24 protein-coding genes are annotated in these 20,861 nt (G+C 53.2%); 12 read left to right on the top strand and 12 right to left on the bottom strand.

All coding sequences use genetic code 11. From position 1 onward, the window contains the following. Window positions 1-8: 8 nt before the first annotated feature. Together trpB and trpA are read left to right on the top strand one after the other, a co-directional pair. Window positions 9-1,202 (top strand): tryptophan synthase subunit beta, encoded by a 1,194-nt coding sequence (gene trpB / locus INF68_RS19570; RefSeq protein WP_023312081.1) that lies wholly within the window; start codon window positions 9-11, stop codon window positions 1,200-1,202. Further along, on the top strand, window positions 1,202-2,011 hold the full coding sequence (gene trpA, locus INF68_RS19565) for a tryptophan synthase subunit alpha (RefSeq protein WP_023312082.1): 810 nt from the start codon (window positions 1,202-1,204) through the stop codon (window positions 2,009-2,011). Before trpB ends, trpA begins: the two co-directional genes overlap by 1 nt. A 130-nt stretch (window positions 2,012-2,141) precedes the next feature. Here trpA and INF68_RS19560 read toward each other — a convergent pair whose 3' ends face one another. Continuing rightward, window positions 2,142-2,777: a response regulator transcription factor gene (locus tag INF68_RS19560; RefSeq protein WP_109843953.1), complete on the bottom strand. Its 636-nt coding sequence runs from the start codon at window positions 2,775-2,777 to the stop codon at window positions 2,142-2,144. Between the two features lie 619 nt (window positions 2,778-3,396). Between INF68_RS19560 and yedE the strand changes: the two genes are divergently transcribed. The 3 genes from yedE to INF68_RS19545 all read left to right on the top strand — a co-directional run bounded on the left by yedE (window position 3,397) and on the right by INF68_RS19545 (window position 5,303). Beyond that, window positions 3,397-4,608 carry a selenium metabolism membrane protein YedE/FdhT gene (gene yedE / locus INF68_RS19555; protein WP_126786832.1) on the top strand — a complete coding sequence of 404 codons (1,212 nt, stop codon included), beginning with the start codon at window positions 3,397-3,399 and terminating at the stop codon, window positions 4,606-4,608. Continuing rightward, window positions 4,605-4,838, top strand: coding sequence for a sulfurtransferase-like selenium metabolism protein YedF (gene yedF, locus INF68_RS19550; protein ID WP_003856774.1), 234 nt, complete (start codon window positions 4,605-4,607; stop codon window positions 4,836-4,838). The genes yedE and yedF overlap by 4 nt, the downstream gene beginning before the upstream one ends. A 126-nt stretch (window positions 4,839-4,964) precedes the next feature. Next, window positions 4,965-5,303, top strand: a complete 339-nt coding sequence (locus INF68_RS19545) for a hypothetical protein (protein ID WP_047174179.1) — start codon at window positions 4,965-4,967, stop codon at window positions 5,301-5,303. 46 nt (window positions 5,304-5,349) lie between these two features. On the opposite strand, the gene ompW is transcribed toward INF68_RS19545, so the two are convergent. After that, complete coding sequence (gene ompW, locus INF68_RS19540; RefSeq protein ID WP_023312086.1) at window positions 5,350-5,982, bottom strand: outer membrane protein OmpW; 633 nt, start codon at window positions 5,980-5,982, stop codon at window positions 5,350-5,352. Window positions 5,983-6,264: 282 nt separating this feature from the next. Here ompW and INF68_RS19535 point away from each other — a divergent pair, with 282 nt between their 5' ends. From INF68_RS19535 to yciA, 4 genes are all read left to right on the top strand, one after another. Beyond that, window positions 6,265-6,669 carry a YkgJ family cysteine cluster protein gene (locus INF68_RS19535; protein WP_021240310.1) on the top strand — a complete coding sequence of 135 codons (405 nt, stop codon included), beginning with the start codon at window positions 6,265-6,267 and terminating at the stop codon, window positions 6,667-6,669. A gap of 25 nt (window positions 6,670-6,694) precedes the next feature. Then, entirely contained in the window at window positions 6,695-7,438 is a 744-nt protein-coding gene (locus INF68_RS19530; protein WP_032656704.1) for a YciC family protein, read from the top strand. 56 nt (window positions 7,439-7,494) lie between these two features. Then, on the top strand, window positions 7,495-8,034 hold the full coding sequence (locus INF68_RS19525; RefSeq protein WP_023312088.1) for a septation protein A: 540 nt from the start codon (window positions 7,495-7,497) through the stop codon (window positions 8,032-8,034). Between the two features lie 104 nt (window positions 8,035-8,138). After that, window positions 8,139-8,534: an acyl-CoA thioester hydrolase YciA gene (yciA, locus tag INF68_RS19520; RefSeq protein WP_008502796.1), complete on the top strand. Its 396-nt coding sequence runs from the start codon at window positions 8,139-8,141 to the stop codon at window positions 8,532-8,534. Window positions 8,535-8,573: 39 nt separating this feature from the next. On the opposite strand, the gene tonB is transcribed toward yciA, so the two are convergent. Continuing rightward, complete coding sequence (gene tonB, locus INF68_RS19515; protein ID WP_032668470.1) at window positions 8,574-9,296, bottom strand: TonB system transport protein TonB; 723 nt, start codon at window positions 9,294-9,296, stop codon at window positions 8,574-8,576. Between the two features lie 220 nt (window positions 9,297-9,516). On the opposite strand from tonB, the gene INF68_RS19510 reads away from it, so the two are divergent. Next, window positions 9,517-9,813 (top strand): YciI family protein, encoded by a 297-nt coding sequence (locus INF68_RS19510; protein ID WP_126786830.1) that lies wholly within the window; start codon window positions 9,517-9,519, stop codon window positions 9,811-9,813. A 41-nt stretch (window positions 9,814-9,854) separates the two neighbouring features. Here INF68_RS19510 and INF68_RS19505 read toward each other — a convergent pair whose 3' ends face one another. From INF68_RS19505 to INF68_RS19495, 3 genes are all read right to left on the bottom strand, one after another. After that, on the bottom strand, window positions 9,855-10,808 hold the full coding sequence (locus INF68_RS19505; RefSeq protein WP_126786829.1) for a helix-turn-helix domain-containing GNAT family N-acetyltransferase: 954 nt from the start codon (window positions 10,806-10,808) through the stop codon (window positions 9,855-9,857). A 93-nt stretch (window positions 10,809-10,901) separates the two neighbouring features. Then, window positions 10,902-11,537, bottom strand: coding sequence for a leucine efflux protein LeuE (leuE, locus tag INF68_RS19500; RefSeq protein ID WP_126786828.1), 636 nt, complete (start codon window positions 11,535-11,537; stop codon window positions 10,902-10,904). Window positions 11,538-11,646: 109 nt separating this feature from the next. Beyond that, entirely contained in the window at window positions 11,647-11,820 is a 174-nt protein-coding gene (locus INF68_RS19495) for a YciY family protein (protein ID WP_086379783.1), read from the bottom strand. A gap of 144 nt (window positions 11,821-11,964) precedes the next feature. Between INF68_RS19495 and cls the strand changes: the two genes are divergently transcribed. Both cls and INF68_RS19485 read left to right on the top strand, forming a co-directional pair. After that, the gene (gene cls / locus INF68_RS19490) at window positions 11,965-13,425 is read left to right on the top strand and encodes a cardiolipin synthase (protein WP_029741729.1); all 1,461 of its coding nucleotides are present in this window, start codon (window positions 11,965-11,967) and stop codon (window positions 13,423-13,425) included. 33 nt (window positions 13,426-13,458) lie between these two features. Continuing rightward, window positions 13,459-13,788, top strand: coding sequence for an HI1450 family dsDNA-mimic protein (locus INF68_RS19485; RefSeq protein WP_006810881.1), 330 nt, complete (start codon window positions 13,459-13,461; stop codon window positions 13,786-13,788). 31 nt (window positions 13,789-13,819) lie between these two features. On the opposite strand, the gene INF68_RS19480 is transcribed toward INF68_RS19485, so the two are convergent. The 6 genes from INF68_RS19480 to oppA form a co-directional block, all read right to left on the bottom strand. Further along, window positions 13,820-14,689, bottom strand: coding sequence for an ion transporter (locus INF68_RS19480; RefSeq protein WP_185874195.1), 870 nt, complete (start codon window positions 14,687-14,689; stop codon window positions 13,820-13,822). A gap of 14 nt (window positions 14,690-14,703) precedes the next feature. Next, window positions 14,704-15,708, bottom strand: a complete 1,005-nt coding sequence (gene oppF / locus INF68_RS19475) for a murein tripeptide/oligopeptide ABC transporter ATP-binding protein OppF (RefSeq protein WP_023312094.1) — start codon at window positions 15,706-15,708, stop codon at window positions 14,704-14,706. Beyond that, window positions 15,705-16,718 (bottom strand): ABC transporter ATP-binding protein, encoded by a 1,014-nt coding sequence (locus INF68_RS19470; RefSeq protein WP_023312095.1) that lies wholly within the window; start codon window positions 16,716-16,718, stop codon window positions 15,705-15,707. Before INF68_RS19470 ends, oppF begins: the two co-directional genes overlap by 4 nt. Before the next feature lie 11 nt (window positions 16,719-16,729). After that, the gene (gene oppC / locus INF68_RS19465) at window positions 16,730-17,638 is read right to left on the bottom strand and encodes an oligopeptide ABC transporter permease OppC (RefSeq protein ID WP_023312096.1); all 909 of its coding nucleotides are present in this window, start codon (window positions 17,636-17,638) and stop codon (window positions 16,730-16,732) included. Between the two features lie 12 nt (window positions 17,639-17,650). After that, on the bottom strand, window positions 17,651-18,571 hold the full coding sequence (oppB, locus tag INF68_RS19460; protein ID WP_008502786.1) for an oligopeptide ABC transporter permease OppB: 921 nt from the start codon (window positions 18,569-18,571) through the stop codon (window positions 17,651-17,653). An 84-nt stretch (window positions 18,572-18,655) separates the two neighbouring features. Then, window positions 18,656-20,287 (bottom strand): oligopeptide ABC transporter substrate-binding protein OppA, encoded by a 1,632-nt coding sequence (gene oppA, locus INF68_RS19455; RefSeq protein ID WP_193525401.1) that lies wholly within the window; start codon window positions 20,285-20,287, stop codon window positions 18,656-18,658. Window positions 20,288-20,861: the final 574 nt, after the last annotated feature.

The following is a 20,861-nucleotide window of genomic DNA, read 5'->3' as shown; positions in this document are numbered from 1 at the left end:
AAGAGAAGATGACGACATTACTTAACCCGTATTTTGGTGAGTTCGGCGGGATGTACGTCCCGCAAATCCTGATGCCCGCGCTGCGCCAGCTGGAAGAAGCGTTTGTCAGCGCGCAGAAAGACCCGGCTTTTCAGGCTGAATTTACCGACCTGCTGAAAAATTACGCCGGTCGTCCGACCGCGCTGACCAAATGCCGCAACCTGACGGAAGGCACCAAAACCACGCTGTATCTGAAGCGTGAAGACCTGCTGCACGGCGGCGCGCATAAAACTAACCAGGTGCTGGGCCAGGCGCTGCTCGCGAAGCGTATGGGCAAAACCGAAATCATCGCCGAAACCGGTGCGGGTCAGCACGGCGTGGCCTCTGCGCTTGCCAGCGCCCTGCTCGGTCTGAAATGCCGCATCTATATGGGAGCGAAAGACGTTGAGCGTCAGTCTCCGAACGTCTTCCGTATGCGTCTGATGGGAGCAGAAGTGATCCCGGTGCACAGCGGCTCCGCGACGCTGAAGGATGCCTGTAACGAAGCGCTGCGCGACTGGTCTGGCAGCTATGAAACCGCACACTATATGCTTGGTACCGCGGCGGGCCCGCACCCGTTCCCGACTATCGTGCGCGAATTCCAGCGCATGATCGGTGAAGAGACCAAAGCGCAGATCCTCGAAAAAGAGGGTCGCCTGCCGGATGCGGTGATCGCCTGCGTCGGCGGCGGCTCCAACGCCATCGGCATGTTTGCAGACTTTATCGACGACACCAGCGTGGGCCTGATTGGCGTAGAGCCTGCCGGTCACGGCATTGAATCGGGTGAACACGGCGCGCCGCTGAAGCATGGCCGCGTGGGGATCTACTTCGGGATGAAATCCCCGATGATGCAAACCGATGAGGGTCAGATTGAGGAGTCTTACTCTATTTCTGCCGGCCTCGACTTCCCGTCCGTCGGGCCGCAGCATGCGTATCTGAACAGCACCGGCCGCGCGGACTATGTCTCCATTACCGATGACGAAGCGCTGGAAGCCTTTAAAACGCTGTGCCGCAGCGAAGGGATCATCCCGGCGCTGGAGTCTTCGCACGCGCTGGCGCACGCGCTGAAAATGATGAAAGAAAATCCGGAAAAAGAACAGCTGCTGGTGGTGAACCTTTCCGGCCGCGGTGACAAAGATATCTTCACCGTTCACGATATTCTGAAAGCACGAGGGGAAATCTGATGGAACGCTACGATAACGTATTTGCAGAGCTGAAATCCCGCCAGGAAGGCGCGTTCGTTCCCTTCGTCACCCTGGGCGATCCGGGCCCGGAACAGTCGCTGAAGATTATCGACACCCTGATTGAAGCCGGCGCCGACGCGCTGGAGCTGGGTATTCCGTTCTCCGATCCGCTGGCGGATGGCCCGACCATCCAGAACGCAACGCTGCGCGCATTCGCCTCCGGCGTGACGCCAACCCAGTGCTTCGAGATGCTGGCGGCGATTCGCCAGAAGCACCCGACCATTCCGATCGGCCTGCTGATGTACGCCAACCTGGTCTTTAACCGCGGTATTGATGAGTTCTATGCCGAGTGCGCGCGCGTGGGCGTCGACTCCGTTCTGGTGGCAGACGTGCCGGTTGAGGAGTCTGCGCCATTCCGTCAGGCGGCCATGCGCCATAACGTCGCCCCGATTTTCATCTGCCCGCCGAACGCCGATGACGAACTGCTGCGCCAGATTGCCTCTTACGGACGCGGGTATACCTACCTGCTCTCCCGCGCGGGCGTGACCGGTGCCGAGAATAAAGCGGCGTTGCCTCTACATCATCTGGTGGAGAAGCTGGCCGAGTACCATGCCGCGCCTCCGCTGCAGGGGTTCGGGATTTCCTCCCCGGATCAGGTCACTGCAGCGATTGACGCGAAGGCGGCTGGTGCCATCTCCGGCTCCGCGATTGTGAAGATCATCGAAAAGAACGTGGACAAGCCAGAGCAGATGCTGGCCGAGCTGAAAGCGTTTGTGACCGCAATGAAAGCGGCGACGCGTAAAGCATAACCCTTCCACCGTCTGGCTTCCTGCCAGACGGTTATCCTTCCTGGCGATCGCTCGTCATGTAGCTTTCTCGCGAACCGCTATTTAAGACCGAAAGACCAGGCAGCAATGACGCGCCTTCGCTTTGGGTGTATTAATAGTTTTTCCGGGGCGGACAATGTGACTTTCCTATTTGTAACGTACCGGCAGCATGGACCAAATCAGCTAAAGTACGCACCTGCATTTTATCCATCACTCTGCGTCGGTGGACCTTCACGGTAATTTCTGATATGCCAAGTTCAGACGCAATTTGTTTGTTTTGTAGGCCGTTAATCGCTAACTCAAAGATCTGCTTTTCGCGTCGTGTCAGGGCATGGTAGCTTTTGCAAAGCTCGAATAATCTTTGTTGCTCTAAAAAATTGTGGCTCGCTTCGTTTAGCACATCTTTCACGACATCGATCAATTCTTCTGGTTCGACTGGCTTCGTCAAAAAATCCCTAACACCTGCTTTCATCGCTCGTACGCAGAGTGGGATTGAGCCGGCCATGGTCAGGATAATTATCGGTATTGTACAGCCACGTTCCTTCAGGGCATCTATCACATCGAAACCGTTAGTGTCTGAGGTGTTAATTTCAAGTATTAAGCATGAAGGACGATCGACAATGGAGCAGGAGAGAAATTCTTCGGCATCTTTGAAGTCAAAAGCCTGATAACCTTTCGCCATTAACAATTTAACCACAAACAGCCTATATGCATCATCATCATCGATAACATAAACAACATCTTCCATATCACTCTCTCCTAACCAGGCCTTCTACGTTCATAATACGAACGGAGGCGTCCATTCACAAAAACTTTTAGAAATGCCAGCCTCTATGGCTGATATCGTTTAATATCCGGAAGTAACAAAATCAAAGACTAACAGTCCATATGGGAATATTCTAATTTAGCAAAGGTAATTAGCATGAGGATATTCTGAAAAAAAGATACATATAAAAGTCGTTTTTGAGCAGCGGTACTGTTAAAACTCAGCTTTCAAGCAAACCCTTTTGTATATATTTGACTCATATCACGGGAATTATCTCAGCCCTGTCGTTTTAAGGTGCAGTTTTTATATCTGCCAGGTGGTTAGCTGAATAAGAGTGCGTTTTTGGTGTTAACGCCGATTCAGGATCCACCCGCACTCCAGCCAGAGTCTCTCTCAGAACATCAGGTATATCAACGGCTCTTGCTTCTCTGAATTCCGCAGCCGTGCCGAGAATCCAAACTCAGCACGGTTTAATGACTGAGGTCATAAAAAGAGGCGGTATTTTGGAGAAAAGGTTTGGAGAGGTTTTGAGGCAAACGAAAAAGATATATATTCCAGTCCGTTAAATTCACTTACACCTTCTGAGTTCAGAGGCTTATTCATGTCATGGCACGCCTTCAAACAGACTTACCTGGTTAAGTTCTGGTCACCTGTTCCGGCCGTTATCGCGGCAGGCATTCTCTCTACCTACTATTTCGGCATCACCGGCACCTTCTGGGCCGTGACCGGCGAGTTCACCCGCTGGGGTGGTCAATTGCTACAGCTCGCTGGCGTGCATACCGAAGAGTGGGGTTACTTTAAACTCATTCATCTGGACGGCACGCCGCTTACCCGCATCGACGGGATGATGATCATCGGCATGTTCGGCGGCTGTTTCGCGGCGGCGCTGTGGGCAAACAACGTTAAGTTGCGGATGCCTAAAAGCCGCATTCGTATAATGCAGGCGGTAGTCGGCGGTATCATTGCCGGGTTTGGCGCCCGCCTGGCGATGGGCTGTAACCTGGCCGCTTTCTTTACGGGGATTCCTCAGTTTTCGCTTCACGCCTGGTTCTTTGCTGTCGCCACGGCCATCGGCTCTTACTTCGGTGCAAAATTCACCCTGCTACCGCTGTTCCGCATTCCGGTGAAAATGACAAAAGTCAGCGCAGCGTCTCCGTTAACCCAGAAGCCAGACCAGGCGCGTCGCCGTTTCCGCCTCGGTATGCTGATCTTTTTTGCTATGGTCGCCTGGGCGCTTTGCACTGCGATGAATCAGCCCAAACTCGGCCTGGCGATGCTGTTCGGCGTGGGTTTTGGTCTGCTCATTGAACGCGCGCAGATCTGCTTTACCTCCGCGTTTCGCGATATGTGGATCACCGGCCGTACGATGATGGCAAAGGCGATTATCGCCGGGATGGCGGTCAGCGCCATCGGTATCTTCAGCTATGTTCAGCTCGGCGTCGAACCGAAAATCATGTGGGCCGGTCCTAACGCGGTCATTGGCGGCCTGCTGTTCGGCTTCGGGATCGTGCTGGCTGGCGGGTGTGAAACCGGCTGGATGTACCGCGCCGTTGAAGGTCAGGTGCATTACTGGTGGGTGGGCCTGGGAAATGTTATCGGCTCGACGATCCTGGCTTACTTCTGGGACGAACTGTCCCCGGCGCTTGCCACGAGTTGGGACAAGGTCAACCTGCTGAACATCTTCGGCCCTCTCGGCGGCCTGCTGGTCACCTACGCCCTGCTGCTGGTCGCTTTTTTACTGGTTGTCGCGCAGGAGAAACGCTTCTTCCGTCGCGCGAGTGTTAAAACAGAAACCCAGGAGAATGCTGCATGAAAGAGATCGTGCCCGATTACCGTCTGGATATGGTCGGTGAACCCTGCCCTTATCCGGCTGTTGCCACGCTTGAAGCCCTACCGCAGCTCAAAAAAGGGGAAATTCTGGAAGTGGTCAGCGACTGTCCGCAGTCCATCAACAACATTCCGCTGGATGCGAAAAACCACGGCTACACGGTGCTGGATATCCAGCAGGATGGCCCGACCATTCGCTATTTGATTCAAAAATGATCGCTAAGGGCCTCGCGTGGGGCCTTTATCGTATTGAATTATAAGACATCTTGATCCACGGCAAAAACGCGTTTTTTGACTTAAGTAAAATCTCACTTCCCTTTTGAAGGAGGTTTTCGCGGTTTGATGTATTTACGAGCTTTACTGGTTTTCGCCTTATTGATTCCCTTCCATGCGCTGTCCCTGAATTTCTCTTCTACCTTCCTGCGCCTTAATTGTCCGCAAAGAGGACTTGTCGAGGTCATTCTGCACGTTTATGACCATACCCAGGAACGATGGCACGGCCATTTTGAAACCGGCGCGGGACATAAACGTGCAGGTGATACCGAAATCATCCCGTTTGCCAACGGCGATATTCTCTTTCATTCCCTGTCCAGCGACGCTTTCAGCTATTTATATGATGGAGAAAATATCCTGAGGCACTGCGTAAAGCTTGATGAGCGGCCGGTTTATCCGTCGTTTTGAAGTGAGCAAAGCAAACTGGCCACCCTGTGGCCAGTTTGACGGGGGATTAGAAACGATAACCCGCAGAGAACATAAACACCCACGGATCCAGGCGAGTATTGATACTTTGCTGCTGACCGCCCGCTTTGAAGCGTACGTCCGTATCAATATCCATGTACCAGACCGAGGCGTTAATCAGCCAGTCGCGGTTAATCAGATAGTCCAGACCGACCTGCCCCGCCATACCCCATGAATCTTTCAGGCTGAGGTCAGTCAGACCGGCCTCTTTACCGGTATCGTTAAACTTCTCGTCGAAGAAAGTGGTGTAGTTCACACCGGCGCCAATATAAGGACGCACCTTGCTGCTGGCATCACCAAAGTACCATTGCGCCATCAGCGTTGGCGGTAAATGGTGAACCGTAGCGATATCACCGGTTGCGCCCAGACCTACGCGATGACGGAACGGCGTTGCAGCCAGAAGCTCAACACCAACGTTTTCCGTCGCCATATAGGTGAACGTTAACCCTAACTGGGTGTTATTACTGACGTTAAAACCGCCCATACCCAGCACGTTATCCGATCCTTCAGTCGGGCGAACCGTAGCCGAACCGGCACGAATAAAGAATTCGCCTGCTTCATGCGCATACGCGCCGCCAGAGAGACTGCTTAATACAAGGGCTGCCACCGCTAATTTTTTCATATCCGCTCCATCGTTGTGGTTTTAATCGCGGATGAGAATATACTTACAAATGAGTAATAAGTGATCTGCTACAGATCACATTAAAACCAGTAACTTAACATTCATTGATCTGGATTAATTTTTTGTTACGCATCCAAAAGCGATAAGTTGTTTCCATGTCAATTTTTGGCATTTCACGGTTACAAAATTTTCCCTTTTCCCCCTCTTGCTCTTCCTCTGGCGGCTGGATAATTTATCGCTCTCACAAGTTGATTTGATGCGTTCTTCTTTAGCAGGTGTGCCATGAGTGATATCAACCCGTGCATGACGTGCGGAGCCTGTTGTGCGTATTTTCGAGTCTCTTTCTACTGGGCCGAAGCCAGCGATGGCGGCGGTACCGTTCCGGTTCATCTCACAGAGCCGCTAACGCCCTTTCTGCGCTGCATGAGCGGCACAAACCAAAAGCAGGCCCGCTGCGTGGCGCTACAGGGCGAGCCCGGGGTCTCTACCCGGTGTTCCATCTATGAGGATCGGCCCAGCCCGTGCCGGGAATTTGCCATGTCGGGGGAAGATGGCCAGGTCAACGAAGCCTGCAATCGCGCCCGGGCGCGCGTTGGATTACCGCCGCTTTACAAAGATATGCTTTTCCATACAAGCCTTGATGCTGCCACAGCAGGTGCATCCGGTGTACAATTGCCGGCTAATTAACACCTGCAATACTCAAGGAGAGTGCATGTCTATCACGGCGAAGTCTGTCTACCGTGACACGGGAAACTTTTTCCGCAATCAGTTCATAACCTTTTTACTGATCGCGTTGCTATGTGCCTTTATCACGGTGGTGCTGGGCCATGCCTTCTCACCGAGTGAAGAACAGATTGCCAGCCTGAGCCAGGGCGACCATCTTGCCGGAAGCGTGGGGCTGTTTGAACTGGTGCAAAACATGACGCCGGAACAGCAGCAAATTCTGCTGCGGGCGTCTGCCGCGTCAACTTTCTCAGGCCTGATTGGTAATGCGGTTCTGGCGGGCGGCGTTTTGCTGATGATTCAGCTGGTCTCGGCGGGTCACCGGGTCAGCGCCTTACGGGCGATTGGTGCGAGTGCGCCAGTCTTACCTAAGCTGTTTATCCTGATCTTTTTAACCACCATGCTGGTGCAAATGGGGATTATGCTGGTCGTGGTGCCGGGCGTATTACTGGCTATCGTGCTCTCATTTGCGCCTGTGATGGTGGTGCAGGATAAGATGGGAATTTTTACCGCGATGCGCAGCAGCATCAGACTGGCATGGGCGAATATGCGTCTGGTGGCTCCCGCCGTGATCGGCTGGCTGCTCGCCAAAACGCTCCTGCTGTTGTTTGCACCGAATTTTGCGGTATTAACGCCGAACGTTGGCGCGGTAGTGGCGAATACGCTGAGCAATCTGATTTCAGCGGTACTGCTGGTCTATCTGTTCCGCCTGTATATGTTAATTCGTCAGTAATCCTGAGGCGGGCGGCATCGCTGCCACCCGCCCCGTTCAGAAGATGGAATCACAGAATGAAGCAGTTTCTTGATTTTTTACCGCTCGTGGTCTTTTTTGCTTTTTATAAGCTGTATGACATTTATGCCGCGACCACTGCGCTGATCGTTGCAACGGCTGTTGTTCTGATCTACAGCTGGGTTCGCTATCGTAAAGTCGAAAAGATGGCGCTGATAACGTTCGTCCTGGTCGCCGTGTTCGGCGGGCTTACGCTGTTCTTCCACAATGATGAATTTATTAAGTGGAAAGTGACCGTCATTTATGCGCTGTTCGCTGGTGCACTGTTAATCAGCCAGTGGGTGATGAAAAAACCGCTGATCCAGCGCATGCTGGGCAAAGAGCTGACGCTGCCTCAGGAAGTCTGGTCCCGTTTGAATATCGCCTGGGCGGTCTTCTTTATTCTCTGTGGTCTTGCCAATATCTATATCGCCTTCTGGCTGCCGCAGAATATATGGGTCAACTTCAAGGTCTTTGGCCTGACTGCGCTGACCCTTATCTTCACGCTGTTAAGCGGCGTATACATCTATCGCCACATGCCGCAAGACGACAAGCACTGATTAATGACTGACCAGAACGTCAACGACAGGCGTTCTGGTCTATTCTCTCCACTGTAAAATCATAGTAGCATCCCGCCTGAAGTCTTCCGTTACGAGTTAAAACAATGACAACAACTAACGCCCCGCAGGGCGAACTGGTTTTACGCACACTGGCAATGCCCGCTGACACCAATGCCAATGGCGATATTTTTGGCGGCTGGCTGATGTCGCAGATGGATATGGGCGGCGCAATTCTGGCAAAAGAGATTGCCCACGGGCGCGTGGTGACTGTGCGAGTGGACGGCATGACCTTCCTGCGCCCGGTTGCGGTGGGAGATGTGGTTTGCTGCTACGCGCGCTGCGTCAAACGCGGCAACACCTCTATTTCAATCAACATCGAAGTATGGGTTAAGAAAGTCTCTTCTGAACCTATTGGGCAGCGTTATAAGGCCACCGAAGCGCTGTTTATTTATGTTGCAGTGGACAGCGAGGGCAAACCTCGTCAACTTCCGCAGGCCTGATTGACAGGCAAAAAAAAAGCCTCCATCAGGAGGCTTTTTTTATTCCATTTGCGCCCCGCCATTCAGGCGGAAAACTATATTCACAATCAGTCCGTTGCCCGGTTTCCCGGCCTCATAGCGCCATCTGCGCATCGCCGATTTCACTTCGCGCTCAAACATATTAGAAGGCTGAGCGGACAATATTTCCACGTTATCCACGCGGCCATCGGCAGTAACGTCAAATTTAACCCGTACGCGGCCTTCAATACGCAAGGCCTGCGCTCGCGCCGGATACTGAGGCTGGTTGCGACTCAGCGCGCGCGGACCCGCAGGGGCACTGACTGTCGGCTTAGGCGCGGCTGCGGTGTTATTCATCACCGGACGCGAAGGCGCCGCATTCTCCACCGTCTGGGTCGCGCGCGGTTCAACCGGACGTTCCTCGCGTTTCGGACGCTCCTCGACCTTCTTCACCGGCTTTGGCTTCGGCTTAGGTTTTGGCTTCGGTTCAGGTTTGTGGATCACTACCGGGGCTTCCTTCGGTGGCTCCGGAACGGGCTCGGGTTCTGGCTCAGGCTCTGCCACCGGCTGCGGCGGCGGAGGGGCAACCTGCGGCGGCTCGAGATCCGCTGGCGATACCATCGTCACCGAAATCGGCTGCGCGGGCGCGGGCATTTCAATAACCTGATGAACCGAGGTATACAGCAAACCCGCCACAACGGCACCGTGAATCACGACAGAAAGCAGCGTCGGCCAGGGAAAGCGGCGAGGTAAATCAAGGGTCATCGAAGTCATATTCATCAACGTTAAAAAACCGAACACTGATTTTAAATGCAAATAGCAATCATATTCAATAAGACACTTTGTTCTGACGCAACTTTAGCGCATGAGAGGCCAAAAAAGGCGCATTCAGATCAGGGTATTAACATTGTTTTTATTTTACATTGCAGTCGTTTACCCTTTCACATAACGTAACTGACACTTTTACCGGTTAAGGAGCTTCGCCGTGTTATACGTGATTTACTCTGAAGATGTTGCTGATTCGCTCGAAAAACGCCAGTCCGTGCGCCCTGCGCATCTGGCACGTTTGCAGCTGCTCCAGGATGAGGGCCGTTTACTGACCGCTGGCCCCATGCCCGCAGTAGACAGCAACGATCCGGGTGCTGCCGGTTTTGCTGGTTCCACCGTGATTGCTGAGTTTGAATCTCAGGAAAGCGCTCAGGCATGGGCTGACGCAGATCCGTATGTTGCCGCAGGTGTGTATGCGAAAGTAACGGTCAGACCGTATAAGAAAGTGTTCTGATACCAAAGCGGCTCCGAAAGGAGCCTTTTTCATAGTAGAGGTTACGCGTCTCTGCGCCGGGTAAACTGTTGCTCCGTTATAAGGGTTCCCCACTGATCGCCCTTCCACTCTTTGGCGAGCGTAAATCCAAACGATTCGTATAAACGTCGTGCCGCAGTCAATTTATTGAATGTCCAGAGATGCACGGCAGAAAAACCCACGCTGTCGCAAAAACGCATCGCTTTGGTCAGCAATTTTTTCCCCACGCCGTGTCCCCGACAGCCATCATCAAGAATAAACCAGCGAAGATGGGCTTCACCCGGCGCTAAATCCTCGCCGTCTATCGCCACAGATCCCACTATTCTGCCGTCCATCACCGCCAGCCAGATCTGATTGCATGGCTTATCCAGGCGGTCACTAAATTCTGCAACCCCTGTAGCCACTTTGGCCTCAAAAAAGCGGCCAAAATGATGTTCACGAACGTAATAACTCCCGTGCATTTCCGCAATACGGCCAATCATGCCGGGGATATACCCCTGCACTATCGTAAGCTCGTCAGGGTGCGTGTCGTTGCCCTTTTCACGGCACGCCAGAAGCGCGTTGGCATAAAGGGAGAGTCCTTCAGAAATGGTCTGCTGCTGGGCAGGAGCAAGACTCTTTATTGCTGAGACCACGCGCTCGTTGCTAAAGGTATTAATTTTACTGACCGTCTCATGACCTTTCGCGGTCAGCCTGAGACTCTTCGCTCTCGCATCTTCAGCTGAAATAACCTCCTCGAGCTCCCCCGCGGCAATCAGACGAGCCAGCATCCGACTGACGCTGGATTTATCCAGGCCCAGCAGCTGCACCAGCTGGCTCGCCGTCATTTCTTTGCGTAGAGCAATTTCGACCAGAGTATGGACGGCCGAAGGCGAGTAATTCGTTGAGGCCAGGGTAGACCCCATAAATCCTAACTCTCGCACCATCAGGCGCGAGGAACGTCGAATAACACTGACTAGTGGAGTTTCGCTGTGCATGTTCTGCCCTCATCGGTTAGTTGCACTATACAACTAACAGTTGAGGTGTTGTCAAACATAATAAAAAGGCTCCCTCAGGAGCCTTTCAAACCATCAATGCAGCGAGGCTAACCTCGCCGCAAACCCGACAAACAGCAGCCCTATCAGCCCGTTCCCCAGCTTTGCCAGTTTCTTTTTCGTTTTCAGATAACGCGTCACAAACGCGCCGGAGAAGATCAGGAAGCTCATGTACATAAAGCTTATTAACTCCAGCGTCGTCGCGAGGATCAGGAAAGAAGTGCCGGTGCTCTGTGCCTTCACGTCAATGAACTGAACGAAGAACGATACGTAGAACAGAATCGCTTTGGGATTGGTCAGGCTTAACACCAGCGAACGTTTCATGATCATACTGGCCGGTTCAGGGCCGCTCTCATGCGCATTTTTCTGGCGGTTCACCACTGACCAGAGCATTTTGCCGCCCAGCCAGAGCAGATAGAAGGCCCCGAGATAGCGCACGATATTAAACAGTACCGGCGTGGTCTGAATTAATGCCGCGACGCCCGCCCAGGCCAGAAACATCAGCACCGCATCGCCGATAAATACGCCCGTGGCGGCAAGATACCCTTTTTTAACGCCGTGACCGATCCCGGTTTTTAGCACAAACAGGGTATTCGGCCCTGGCACCAGCACGATAAAAAATGCGCCGACAACATACGTCCAGAAATTCAGTACGCCAAACTCCGCAAACACTTCTCCCTCCTTTTGCTAAACACAACAGGAATATCGCTGCAAATACGCTATTCCTAAAAAATCAGACGCTATAAAATCAGTGGGCACCCGTTACGGTGCCCTCATGGTTTCAGATATCCTGGACTGCGAACAGCAACGCATTGCGGTGCCTGGTCAATCCACATTTTCTGATGGCGTGAATACGCATATTGCGGCGGGATTGTGCTTCCAGCCAACGAGCCTTGCGACGACTCACCTGTCGCAACATGCGCCAGCGCCCTACTTCTGTTCTACTGCGCTTCATGTCTACAACTCTTTAACTAACAGAGTCGCCATTATAAACCCAACCCGGCAGCAAACCAGCGCTTTTACCTGGCGTTTTTATTTGCCAGATGAATCCTGATGCGTACACTCATAACAATACGCTTTCAAAAGGATTTTTTTACCTATGACAACCTTCTACACCGTGGTGAGTTGGCTGGTCATTTTGGGATACTGGCTGTTAATCGCGGGTGTGACATTACGCATCCTGATGAAGCGCAGAGCCGTACCCTCTGCCATGGCCTGGCTTCTGATCATTTATATCCTCCCGCTGGTGGGAATTATTGCCTATCTCTCTTTCGGCGAGCTTCATCTGGGTAAACGCCGCGCCGAGCGGGCCCGCGCCATGTGGCCCTCCACCGCGAAGTGGCTGAACGACCTTAAAGCCTGCAAACATATTTTTGCCGAGGAGAACAGCAGTGTCGCCTCCTCACTGTTTAAGCTGTGCGAGCGCCGTCAGGGGATTGGCGGCGTTAAGGGCAATCAACTGCAGCTGCTGACCTCGTCCGACGACGTCATGCAGGCGTTAATCCGCGATATTCAGCTGGCGCGTCATAATATCGAGATGGTTTTTTATATCTGGCAGCCCGGCGGGATGGCTGACCAGGTCGCGGAATCCCTGATGGCCGCGGCGCGACGCGGCATTCACTGCCGCCTGATGCTTGACTCCGCGGGTAGCGTGGCATTTTTCCGTAGCCCCTGGGCGGGCATGATGCGTAATGCCGGGATCGAAGTGGTTGAGGCGTTGAAGGTGAATCTCCTGCGCGTATTTCTGCGCCGGATGGATCTTCGTCAGCATCGCAAAATGATCATGATCGATAACTATATTGCCTACACCGGCAGCATGAATATGGTTGACCCGCGCTTCTTCAAACAGGACTCGGGCGTAGGTCAATGGGTTGATTTGATGGCGCGAATGGAGGGGCCGATTGCCACCTCGATGGGCATCGTGTATTCCTGCGACTGGGAGATTGAAACCGGCAAGCGTATCCTACCGCCACCGCCGGACGGCAATATTATGCCGTTTGAAGAGGCCAGCGGTCACACCATTCATACCATTGCTTCCGGGCCGGGCTTCCCGGAAGACTTAATCCATCAGGCGCTGCTGACGGCAACCTACTCGGCGCGTGAATATCTGATCATGACGACGCCCTACTTTGTCCCCAGCGACGACCTCCTGCACGCGATCTGTACCGCCGCGCAGCGCGGTGTCGATGTGAGCATCATTTTGCCACGCAAAAATGACTCCCTACTGGTGGGCTGGGCCAGCCGGGCATTCTTCAGCGAACTGCTGGCCGCAGGGGTGAAAATTTACCAGTTTGAAGGCGGATTGCTCCACACCAAGAGCGTTCTTGTCGACGGTGAGCTGAGCCTGGTGGGAACGGTCAACCTGGATATGCGCAGCCTGTGGCTAAACTTTGAAATTACGCTGGTCATTGATGATGCAGGCTTTGGCGGCGACCTTGCGGCGGTGCAGGATGATTATATCTCCCGCTCGCGGCTGCTGGATGCCAGACTGTGGGTAAAACGTCCGATGTGGCAGAGAATTGCCGAACGACTGTTTTACTTCTTTAGTCCGTTGCTGTAAAACGTGCCCAACGATGTTAAACAGGTAGTCATCATGGAAATGGATCTGAACAATCGCCTGACCGAAGACGAAACGCTCGAGCAGGCCTATGACATTTTTCTCGAACTGGCGGTTGATAACCTCGATCCCGCAGACGTGATCCTCTTTAATCTGCAGTTCGAAGAGCGCGGCGGCGCTGAATTGTTCGACCCTTCAGAAGACTGGGCTGAGCATGTGGATTTCGACCTGAATCCTGACTTCTTTGCCGAAGTGGTGATTGGGTTGGCCGATGAAGACGGCGGCGAAATTAACGATATTTTCGCCCGCGTCCTGCTCTGTCGGGAGAAAGACCACAAGCTGTGCCATATTCTCTGGCGCGAATAATAAAAAAGGCTGCGATTGCAGCCTTTTTTATTTACTCCGGTAATTCACTGCCGCAGCGGTGACAAAACCGCGCGTCGTGTTCATGTTCGCCCTGCTGGCAATGAGGACATTTGCGCTGCTGCTTGCGGCTCTGAAACGCGCTGCTCATGTGTGTGGTAATAAGTCCCGTCGGGATGGCAATAACCGAATAGCCAATCAAAATCAGCACGGACGCCACGATGCGCCCCAGTGGCGTATGGGGCGTAATATCACCGTAACCCACGGTCGTGACGGTCACAATGGCCCAGTAGACGGACGCATTGAGCGTCGTAAAGCCATATTTAGGCCCTTCTATTAAATACATCAGCGCGCCAAAAACAATCATGACGATGGCAATAAACGAGTAGAACAAAATAAGCTGATGGCGGGCGCTGACGATCGCACTCCAGAACACGCGTAATGACGGCATAAAACGCAGTAATTTCAGAATACGTAATACCCGAATCACGCGCATCGCTCGCCAGGCAAAGACATAACTCAGGCTAATCTCCGGCCACAGCCACATAACATAGAGCGGCAGGATGGTGGCTAAATCGATAAATCCCCAGAAGCTGAAAACATATCTGGCCGGGTTGGGCCAGGCTATTACCCGCAGGAGATATTCAGCGGTAAAAACCAGGGTAATCGCCAGCTCAAGCCAGACAAAGATATGCCATTCGTCAAACGTCAGGTGGTATTGCGTCCCGGCACCCGATTCAATAAAGATGACAACCACGCTGAGGAGCGCAAATAAACCGCACAGACCTTCAAAGCGCCTCCCGGAAACCGTTTCAGGATCGAATAAAAAATGATATAGCCGCCGACGGGCTAACGTGAATAAACGCGACACAGTTACCTCGCAAAAAATAAGGGCTGACATCATGTCAGCCCTTGCGATTATAACGGGTCTACTTTCAGGCAGGAAACCGCATGTCGGAAGCTGCCTTCGAGAACCGGTCGCGTTTTAGCACATTCCGGCCCGGCCATCGGGCAGCGCGTGCGGAAGACGCAGCCTGAAGGCGGGTTAATCGGCGAAGGTAATTCCCCTTCCAGAAGCTGGATGGTTTTATTCTTTTCCAGATCCGGATCGGGGATCGGCACCGCGGACATCAGCGCTCTGGTGTATGGGTGCAATGGATTATGGTACACCTCGTCATAGGTGCCCAGCTCCACGGCATGCCCCAGATACATCACCAGCACGCGGTCAGAAATGTGTTTCACCACGGCCAGGTCATGCGCGATGAAGATCAGCGACAGCCCCATTTCGCGCTGCAGCTTCTGCAGCAGGTTAACCACCTGCGCCTGAATGGACACATCCAGTGCGGAAACCGGCTCATCGCAGATAATCAGCTTCGGTTCGAGGATCAGCGCACGGGCAATACCAATACGCTGGCACTGACCGCCGGAGAACTCATGCGGATAGCGGTTGATGAGGTTTGGCAACAGGCCGACTTTCATCATCATCGCCTTCACGCGGTCGCGCACTTCCTGACGAGACATCTTCGGATGATAGGTGCGCAGCGGCTCGGCAATAATCTCACCGATGGTCATACGCGGGTTTAATGATGCCAGCGGATCCTGGAAAATCATCTGGATATCGCTGCGCACCTCGCGCCACTCGTCGGGCTTCATGCCCAGCAGATCTTTACCCAGCCAGGCCACTTTACCGTCGGTGGCTTTGACCAGACCGATAATGGCTCGCGCAAAGGTCGATTTACCGCAGCCGGACTCTCCCACCACGCCCAGGGTTTCCCCTTCGTACAGGCGCAGCGTGACGCCGTCCACCGCTTTCAGGGTCTTCGGCGGCTGCCAGAACCACTGTTTTCCGTCTTTGATGTCGAAATGCACTTTAAGATCGGCGATTTCGAGCAGCACGTTGCGTTTTTCATCTAATGCGTTCATACCAGCTCCTCCTGCGGCTTAAAGCAGGCGCGCAGACGGCCTGGTGCAAACTCTTCCAGCGGCGGAGCGCTGTTGCAGATTTCCATTGCGTGCGGGCAGCGCGGCTGGAAAGGACAGCCTTTCGGCAGACGCAGCAGGTTTGGCGGGTTGCCCGGAATGGTGAGCAGGGATTCCCCTTCCGCATCAAGACGCGGCACCGCGTTCAGCAGACCAATGGAGTACGGGTGCGCAGGCTGATAGAAGACATCGCGCGCTTTGCCGTATTCCATGGTACGACCGGCGTACATCACCAGCACTTTGTCGCAGATGCCCGCCACAACGCCCAGGTCGTGGGTGATCATGATAATCGCCGTGTTGAACTCGCGCTTCAGCTCGTTCAACAGGGTCATGATTTGCGCCTGAACGGTAACGTCCAGCGCGGTGGTAGGTTCATCGGCAATCAGCAGCTTTGGACGGCACAGCAGCGCCATCGCAATCATCACGCGCTGACGCATACCGCCAGAAAACTCGTGAGGGAACATGCGCATACGCTTACGCGCTTCCGGCATTTTCACCGCATCCAGCATTTTGACCGACTCTTCAAAAGCTTCCGCTTTGCCCAGGCCTTTGTGCAGCATCAGGACTTCCATCAGCTGCTCGCCTACGCGCATATACGGATTCAGCGAGGTCATGGGATCCTGGAAAATCATCGAGATCTGCTCAGCGCGCAGCTTGTTCAGCTCGTGTTCCGGCAGGTTGAGGATTTCACGACCGTTGAATTTAGCGGAGCCGCCAATCACGCCGTTAGCAGCCAGCAGGCCCATCAGCGCAAAGGCAGTCTGTGATTTTCCGGAACCGGATTCCCCCACGATCCCCAGCGTTTCACCCGCGCGCAGGTTGAAGTTGAGATCGTTGACGGCGGTAACATCCCCGTCCGGCGTTTTAAAGGTCACGCGGAGGTCTTTCACATCCAGCAAAAGGTTATTCTGCTGTTGCGCCTGTGGCGCAGTGGCCGTTTCAATAATTGTCATGACGGCGCTCCTTAACGGTCTTTCGGGTCGAGGGCATCACGCAGGCCATCGCCGATAAAGTTAAAACAAAACAGGGTGACGACCAGGAAACCCGCCGGGTATAACAGCAGCCACGGAGACACTTCCATTGAGTTTGCACCGTCACTCAGCAGCGCGCCCCAGCTGCTCAGAGGCTCTTGTGTGCCGAGACCGAGGAAGCTCAGGAAAGATTCAAACAGGATCATGCTTGGCACCAGCAGTGAGGCATAGACCACCACCACGCCCAGCACGTTAGGAACGATATGGCGAACCACGATATTCCCGGTAGAAACACCGCCCACCTGCGCGGCTTCGATAAACTCTTTGCGTTTGAGGCTCAGCGTCTGGCCGCGGACAATACGCGCCATATCCAGCCAGGACACCATCCCGATGGCCACGAAGATCAGCAGGATATTCTGGCCGAAGAAGGTCACCAGCAGGATGACGAAGAACATAAACGGGAAGGAGTTCAGGATTTCCAGCAGACGCATCATTACCGAGTCTATTTTGCCGCCGAGGTAACCGGAAAGTGAGCCGTAGAGCGTACCCACGATCACCGCGACCAGCGCGGCAGCAATACCGACCATCAGCGAGATACGGCCACCGATAGCGACACGCACCAGCAGGTCGCGTCCCGAGGAGTCCGTGCCAAAATAGTGGCCTGATTCCATATCCGGCGCGCTGGACATCATGCCCCAGTCGGTGTCGAAATAGGTAAATTGCGACAGCATCGGCGCCAGGGTCACAAACAGCGCGATGATCACCAGAACAACCAGACTGGCAACCGCTGCACGGTTGTGCATAAAGCGACGGCGCGCGTCCTGCCAGAGGCTACGACCTTCTACTTCCAGTTTTTCACTGAAGTTTTCCAGCGCCTCGCTGTTTTTCTTACTCAACATCATGGCGTGCTCCAGTTAGTAACGGATTTTCGGGTCGATGACGGCATACAGCACATCGACGATAGCATTAAAGAGAATGGTCAGCGCACCGACGAGAATGGTCAGGCTCAGTACCAGCGAATAATCGCGGTTGAGCGCGCCGTTTACAAACAGCTGACCAATGCCAGGCAGGCCGTAGATTGTTTCGATAACCATCGAGCCGGTGATGATCCCGACAAATGCCGGTCCCATGTAGGAGAGCACGGGCAACAGCGCCGGTTTGAGCGCGTGGCGGAAGATAATCCGACGCATCGGCAGTCCTTTAGCGCGCGCGGTACGAATGAAGTTCGAGTGCAGAACTTCGATCATTGAACCACGGGTGATACGCGCGATGCTGGCGATGTACGCCAGAGATAATGCCACCATCGGCAATATCATGAACTTCAATGCCCCGCCGTTCCAGCCGCCGCCAGGCAGCCACTTCAGCGTAATGGCAAATATCATCACCAGTAATGGCGCGACAACGAAGCTGGGTATCACTACCCCGGTCATTGCCACCCCCATTACGGCATAATCCCATTTGGTATTTTGTCTGAGCGCGGCAATGACGCCTGCGGTGACCCCGAAAACGATGGCCAGAATGAATGCCGCAGCACCCAACTTAGCCGAAACCGGGAAGCTGGACGCGACCAGGTCGTTAACGGAATAGTCTTTATATTTAAATGACGGTCCAAAATCGCCGTGCGCTAGCTGCTTCAGGTAGTTGAAGTACTGGGTGGAGATAGGATCGTTCAAGTGGTATTTCGCTTCAATATTCGCCATGACTTCAGGCGGTAGCGTACGCTCACCGGTAAATGGACTTCCCGGCGCAAGGCGCATCATGAAGAAGGAAATCGTGATGAGAATAAATAGCGTTGGAATCGCTTCAAGACAGCGACGTAGGATAAATTTCAACATTGCCCGTACCTTCTGGCGTGTGCCTATATTATGTGACGTTGGTTAGACACCGTGGGGCGAGCACGCCCGCCCCACTCATTGCCATTAATGCTTGATAATATACAAGTTTTTAACGTAGATATTATCCATCGGGTCTTTACCGGTATATCCACCTACCCACGGTTTCACCAGACGGGCGTTAACGTAGTAGTAAACCGGAACGATCGCGGAATCTTTATCCAGCTGCTGCTCGGCCTTAGAGTACAGTTCTGTACGCTGTGCTTCGTCAGTGGTTTTCAGCGTGTCGCCAATCAGCTTGTCGAACGCCGGGCTCTTATAGTGAGCGGTGTTGTTCGAGCTGTCGCTCAGCATGGTATTCAGGAAGGAGGTCGGTTCGTTATAGTCCGCACACCAGCCAGCACGTGCCACATCAAAGGTGCCCTGATGACGGCTGTCGAGGAAGGTTTTCCACTCCTGGTTCTCCAGCTTCACGTTCGCGCCCAGGTTTTTCTTCCAGATCGAAGCGACGGCGATAGCCAGTTTTTTGTGCAGATCGGAGGTGTTGTACAACAGGCTGAAGGTCAGCGGCTTATCTGCGGTATAGCCCGCTTCGGCCAGCAGTTTCTTCGCTTCTGCGTTACGCTGTTCCTGAGTCTGTTTGAACCAGTCTGGCTCGGTCAGTTTTGCACCATCGGTGTATGGAGGGGTATAGCTGTATGCCGGCAGATCGCCCTGGTTTTTCACTTTGTTTACGATGATATCGCGATCCAGAGCCAACTTCAGCGCAGTACGAACGCGTACGTCGGTGAACGGTGCTTTCTGGTTGTTGATTTCATAGTAGTAGGTGCACAGATACGGATCGACGTGAACTTCTTTAGGGATCTCTTTTTTCAGTTTCTGGAACAGTTCAATCGGCATGTTGTTATAGGTCATGTCGATTTCACCGCTGCGGTAGCGGTTAACGTCAGTCACTTCAGACGAAATTGGCAGGTAGGTCACCTGATTAATGACGGTTTTCGCGTTGTCCCAGTATTGCGGGTTACGCTCAAGCACCATACGCTCGTTGACCACCCAGTCTTTCAGCTTATAGGCACCGTTGGTCACGATATTGACAGGCTGCGTCCATTTTTCACCAAATTTTTCCACGGCGGATTTTGGTACCGGGGAGACGGACGGGTGAACCAGCAGCTTATAGAAGTACGGAACAGGTTCGCTCAACGTCACTTCAAAGGTATTGGCATCGATCGCTTTTACGCCCAGGTCGGTAACAGGTTTTTTGCCCGCGATGATGTCATCAATATTGGCAATGTGGCCATATTGCAGGTAGCTCGCATACGGAGAGGCGGTGGTTGGATTCGCCAGACGCTGCCAGCTATAAACGAAATCTTCGGCCGTGACCGGCGTACCGTCGGACCATTTCGCATCTTTACGCAGATGGAAGGTCCAGACTTTGAAATCTTTGTTTTCCCATTTTTCGGCTACACCCGGCGCCGGGTGGCCGTCTACGTCTGTCACCAGCAGGCCTTCGAACAGGTCGCGGTTAACGTTAGACTCAGGAACACCTTCAATTTTGTGCGGGTCAAGAGACTGAACTTCCGCACCGTTGTTACGCACCAGCGTCTGTTTCTCAGCCAGTTGAACACCTGCAGGAACGTCCGCAGCCATTGCAGCGTTGCCCGCGATTAGCGCAGTTAAAATCCCCGCCGCTACCAGATTTTTTTTTGTGATGATGGACATTGTGTTGGTACTCCACTCATTATAATGACTGGCCTTCGCCAGCTGTGTAATCCCCTGTTGGGGCCTGTACAGCGCAGGAGTTTTTTTTGCTGCTGTCAGGTTCTTCTTTTACTGCTTGCTATCACCGACTTTTTTATTACTGACCGCTCGTATGGCCGTCTTGCGTCGATTCTTTACAGGCCTCCCCTGTTTGAGACCTGCGCTGGATATCTGAGAAGAGAACCATATGAAAATAATTCTCATCTGCTTGTTTTATGCTGCAAAATATTAGGCCGGAAAGTATCAAATGGCGTAAACGCGCGCCAATACATTTTGCAAATTTGTTAAGCAATTCTCTTTTACGGTGAGTACCGCATCGTTGAGGGCAGCCTTGCCGGACATCGAGCATCACTAAAAAAACATGATATTCAATAGGATAGAGAGAGTTTTCTCTACAAGCGCGTCGCTGCGCTATCATCGAGTGATTTTGTACAAAAATTTAACAACTGGTTATTATTTAGCACATTCATCTAAGGGAATGTTGAATTTACTAATATCATTTCGGTTATCTCTCAGCAAGCCCCAGAGTATCATG

The organism is Enterobacter cloacae complex sp. P16RS2 (assembly GCF_014982155.1).
GTDB lineage: Bacteria > Pseudomonadota > Gammaproteobacteria > Enterobacterales > Enterobacteriaceae > Enterobacter > Enterobacter cloacae_M.
This window is presented reverse-complemented; position numbering and strand designations above follow the sequence as displayed.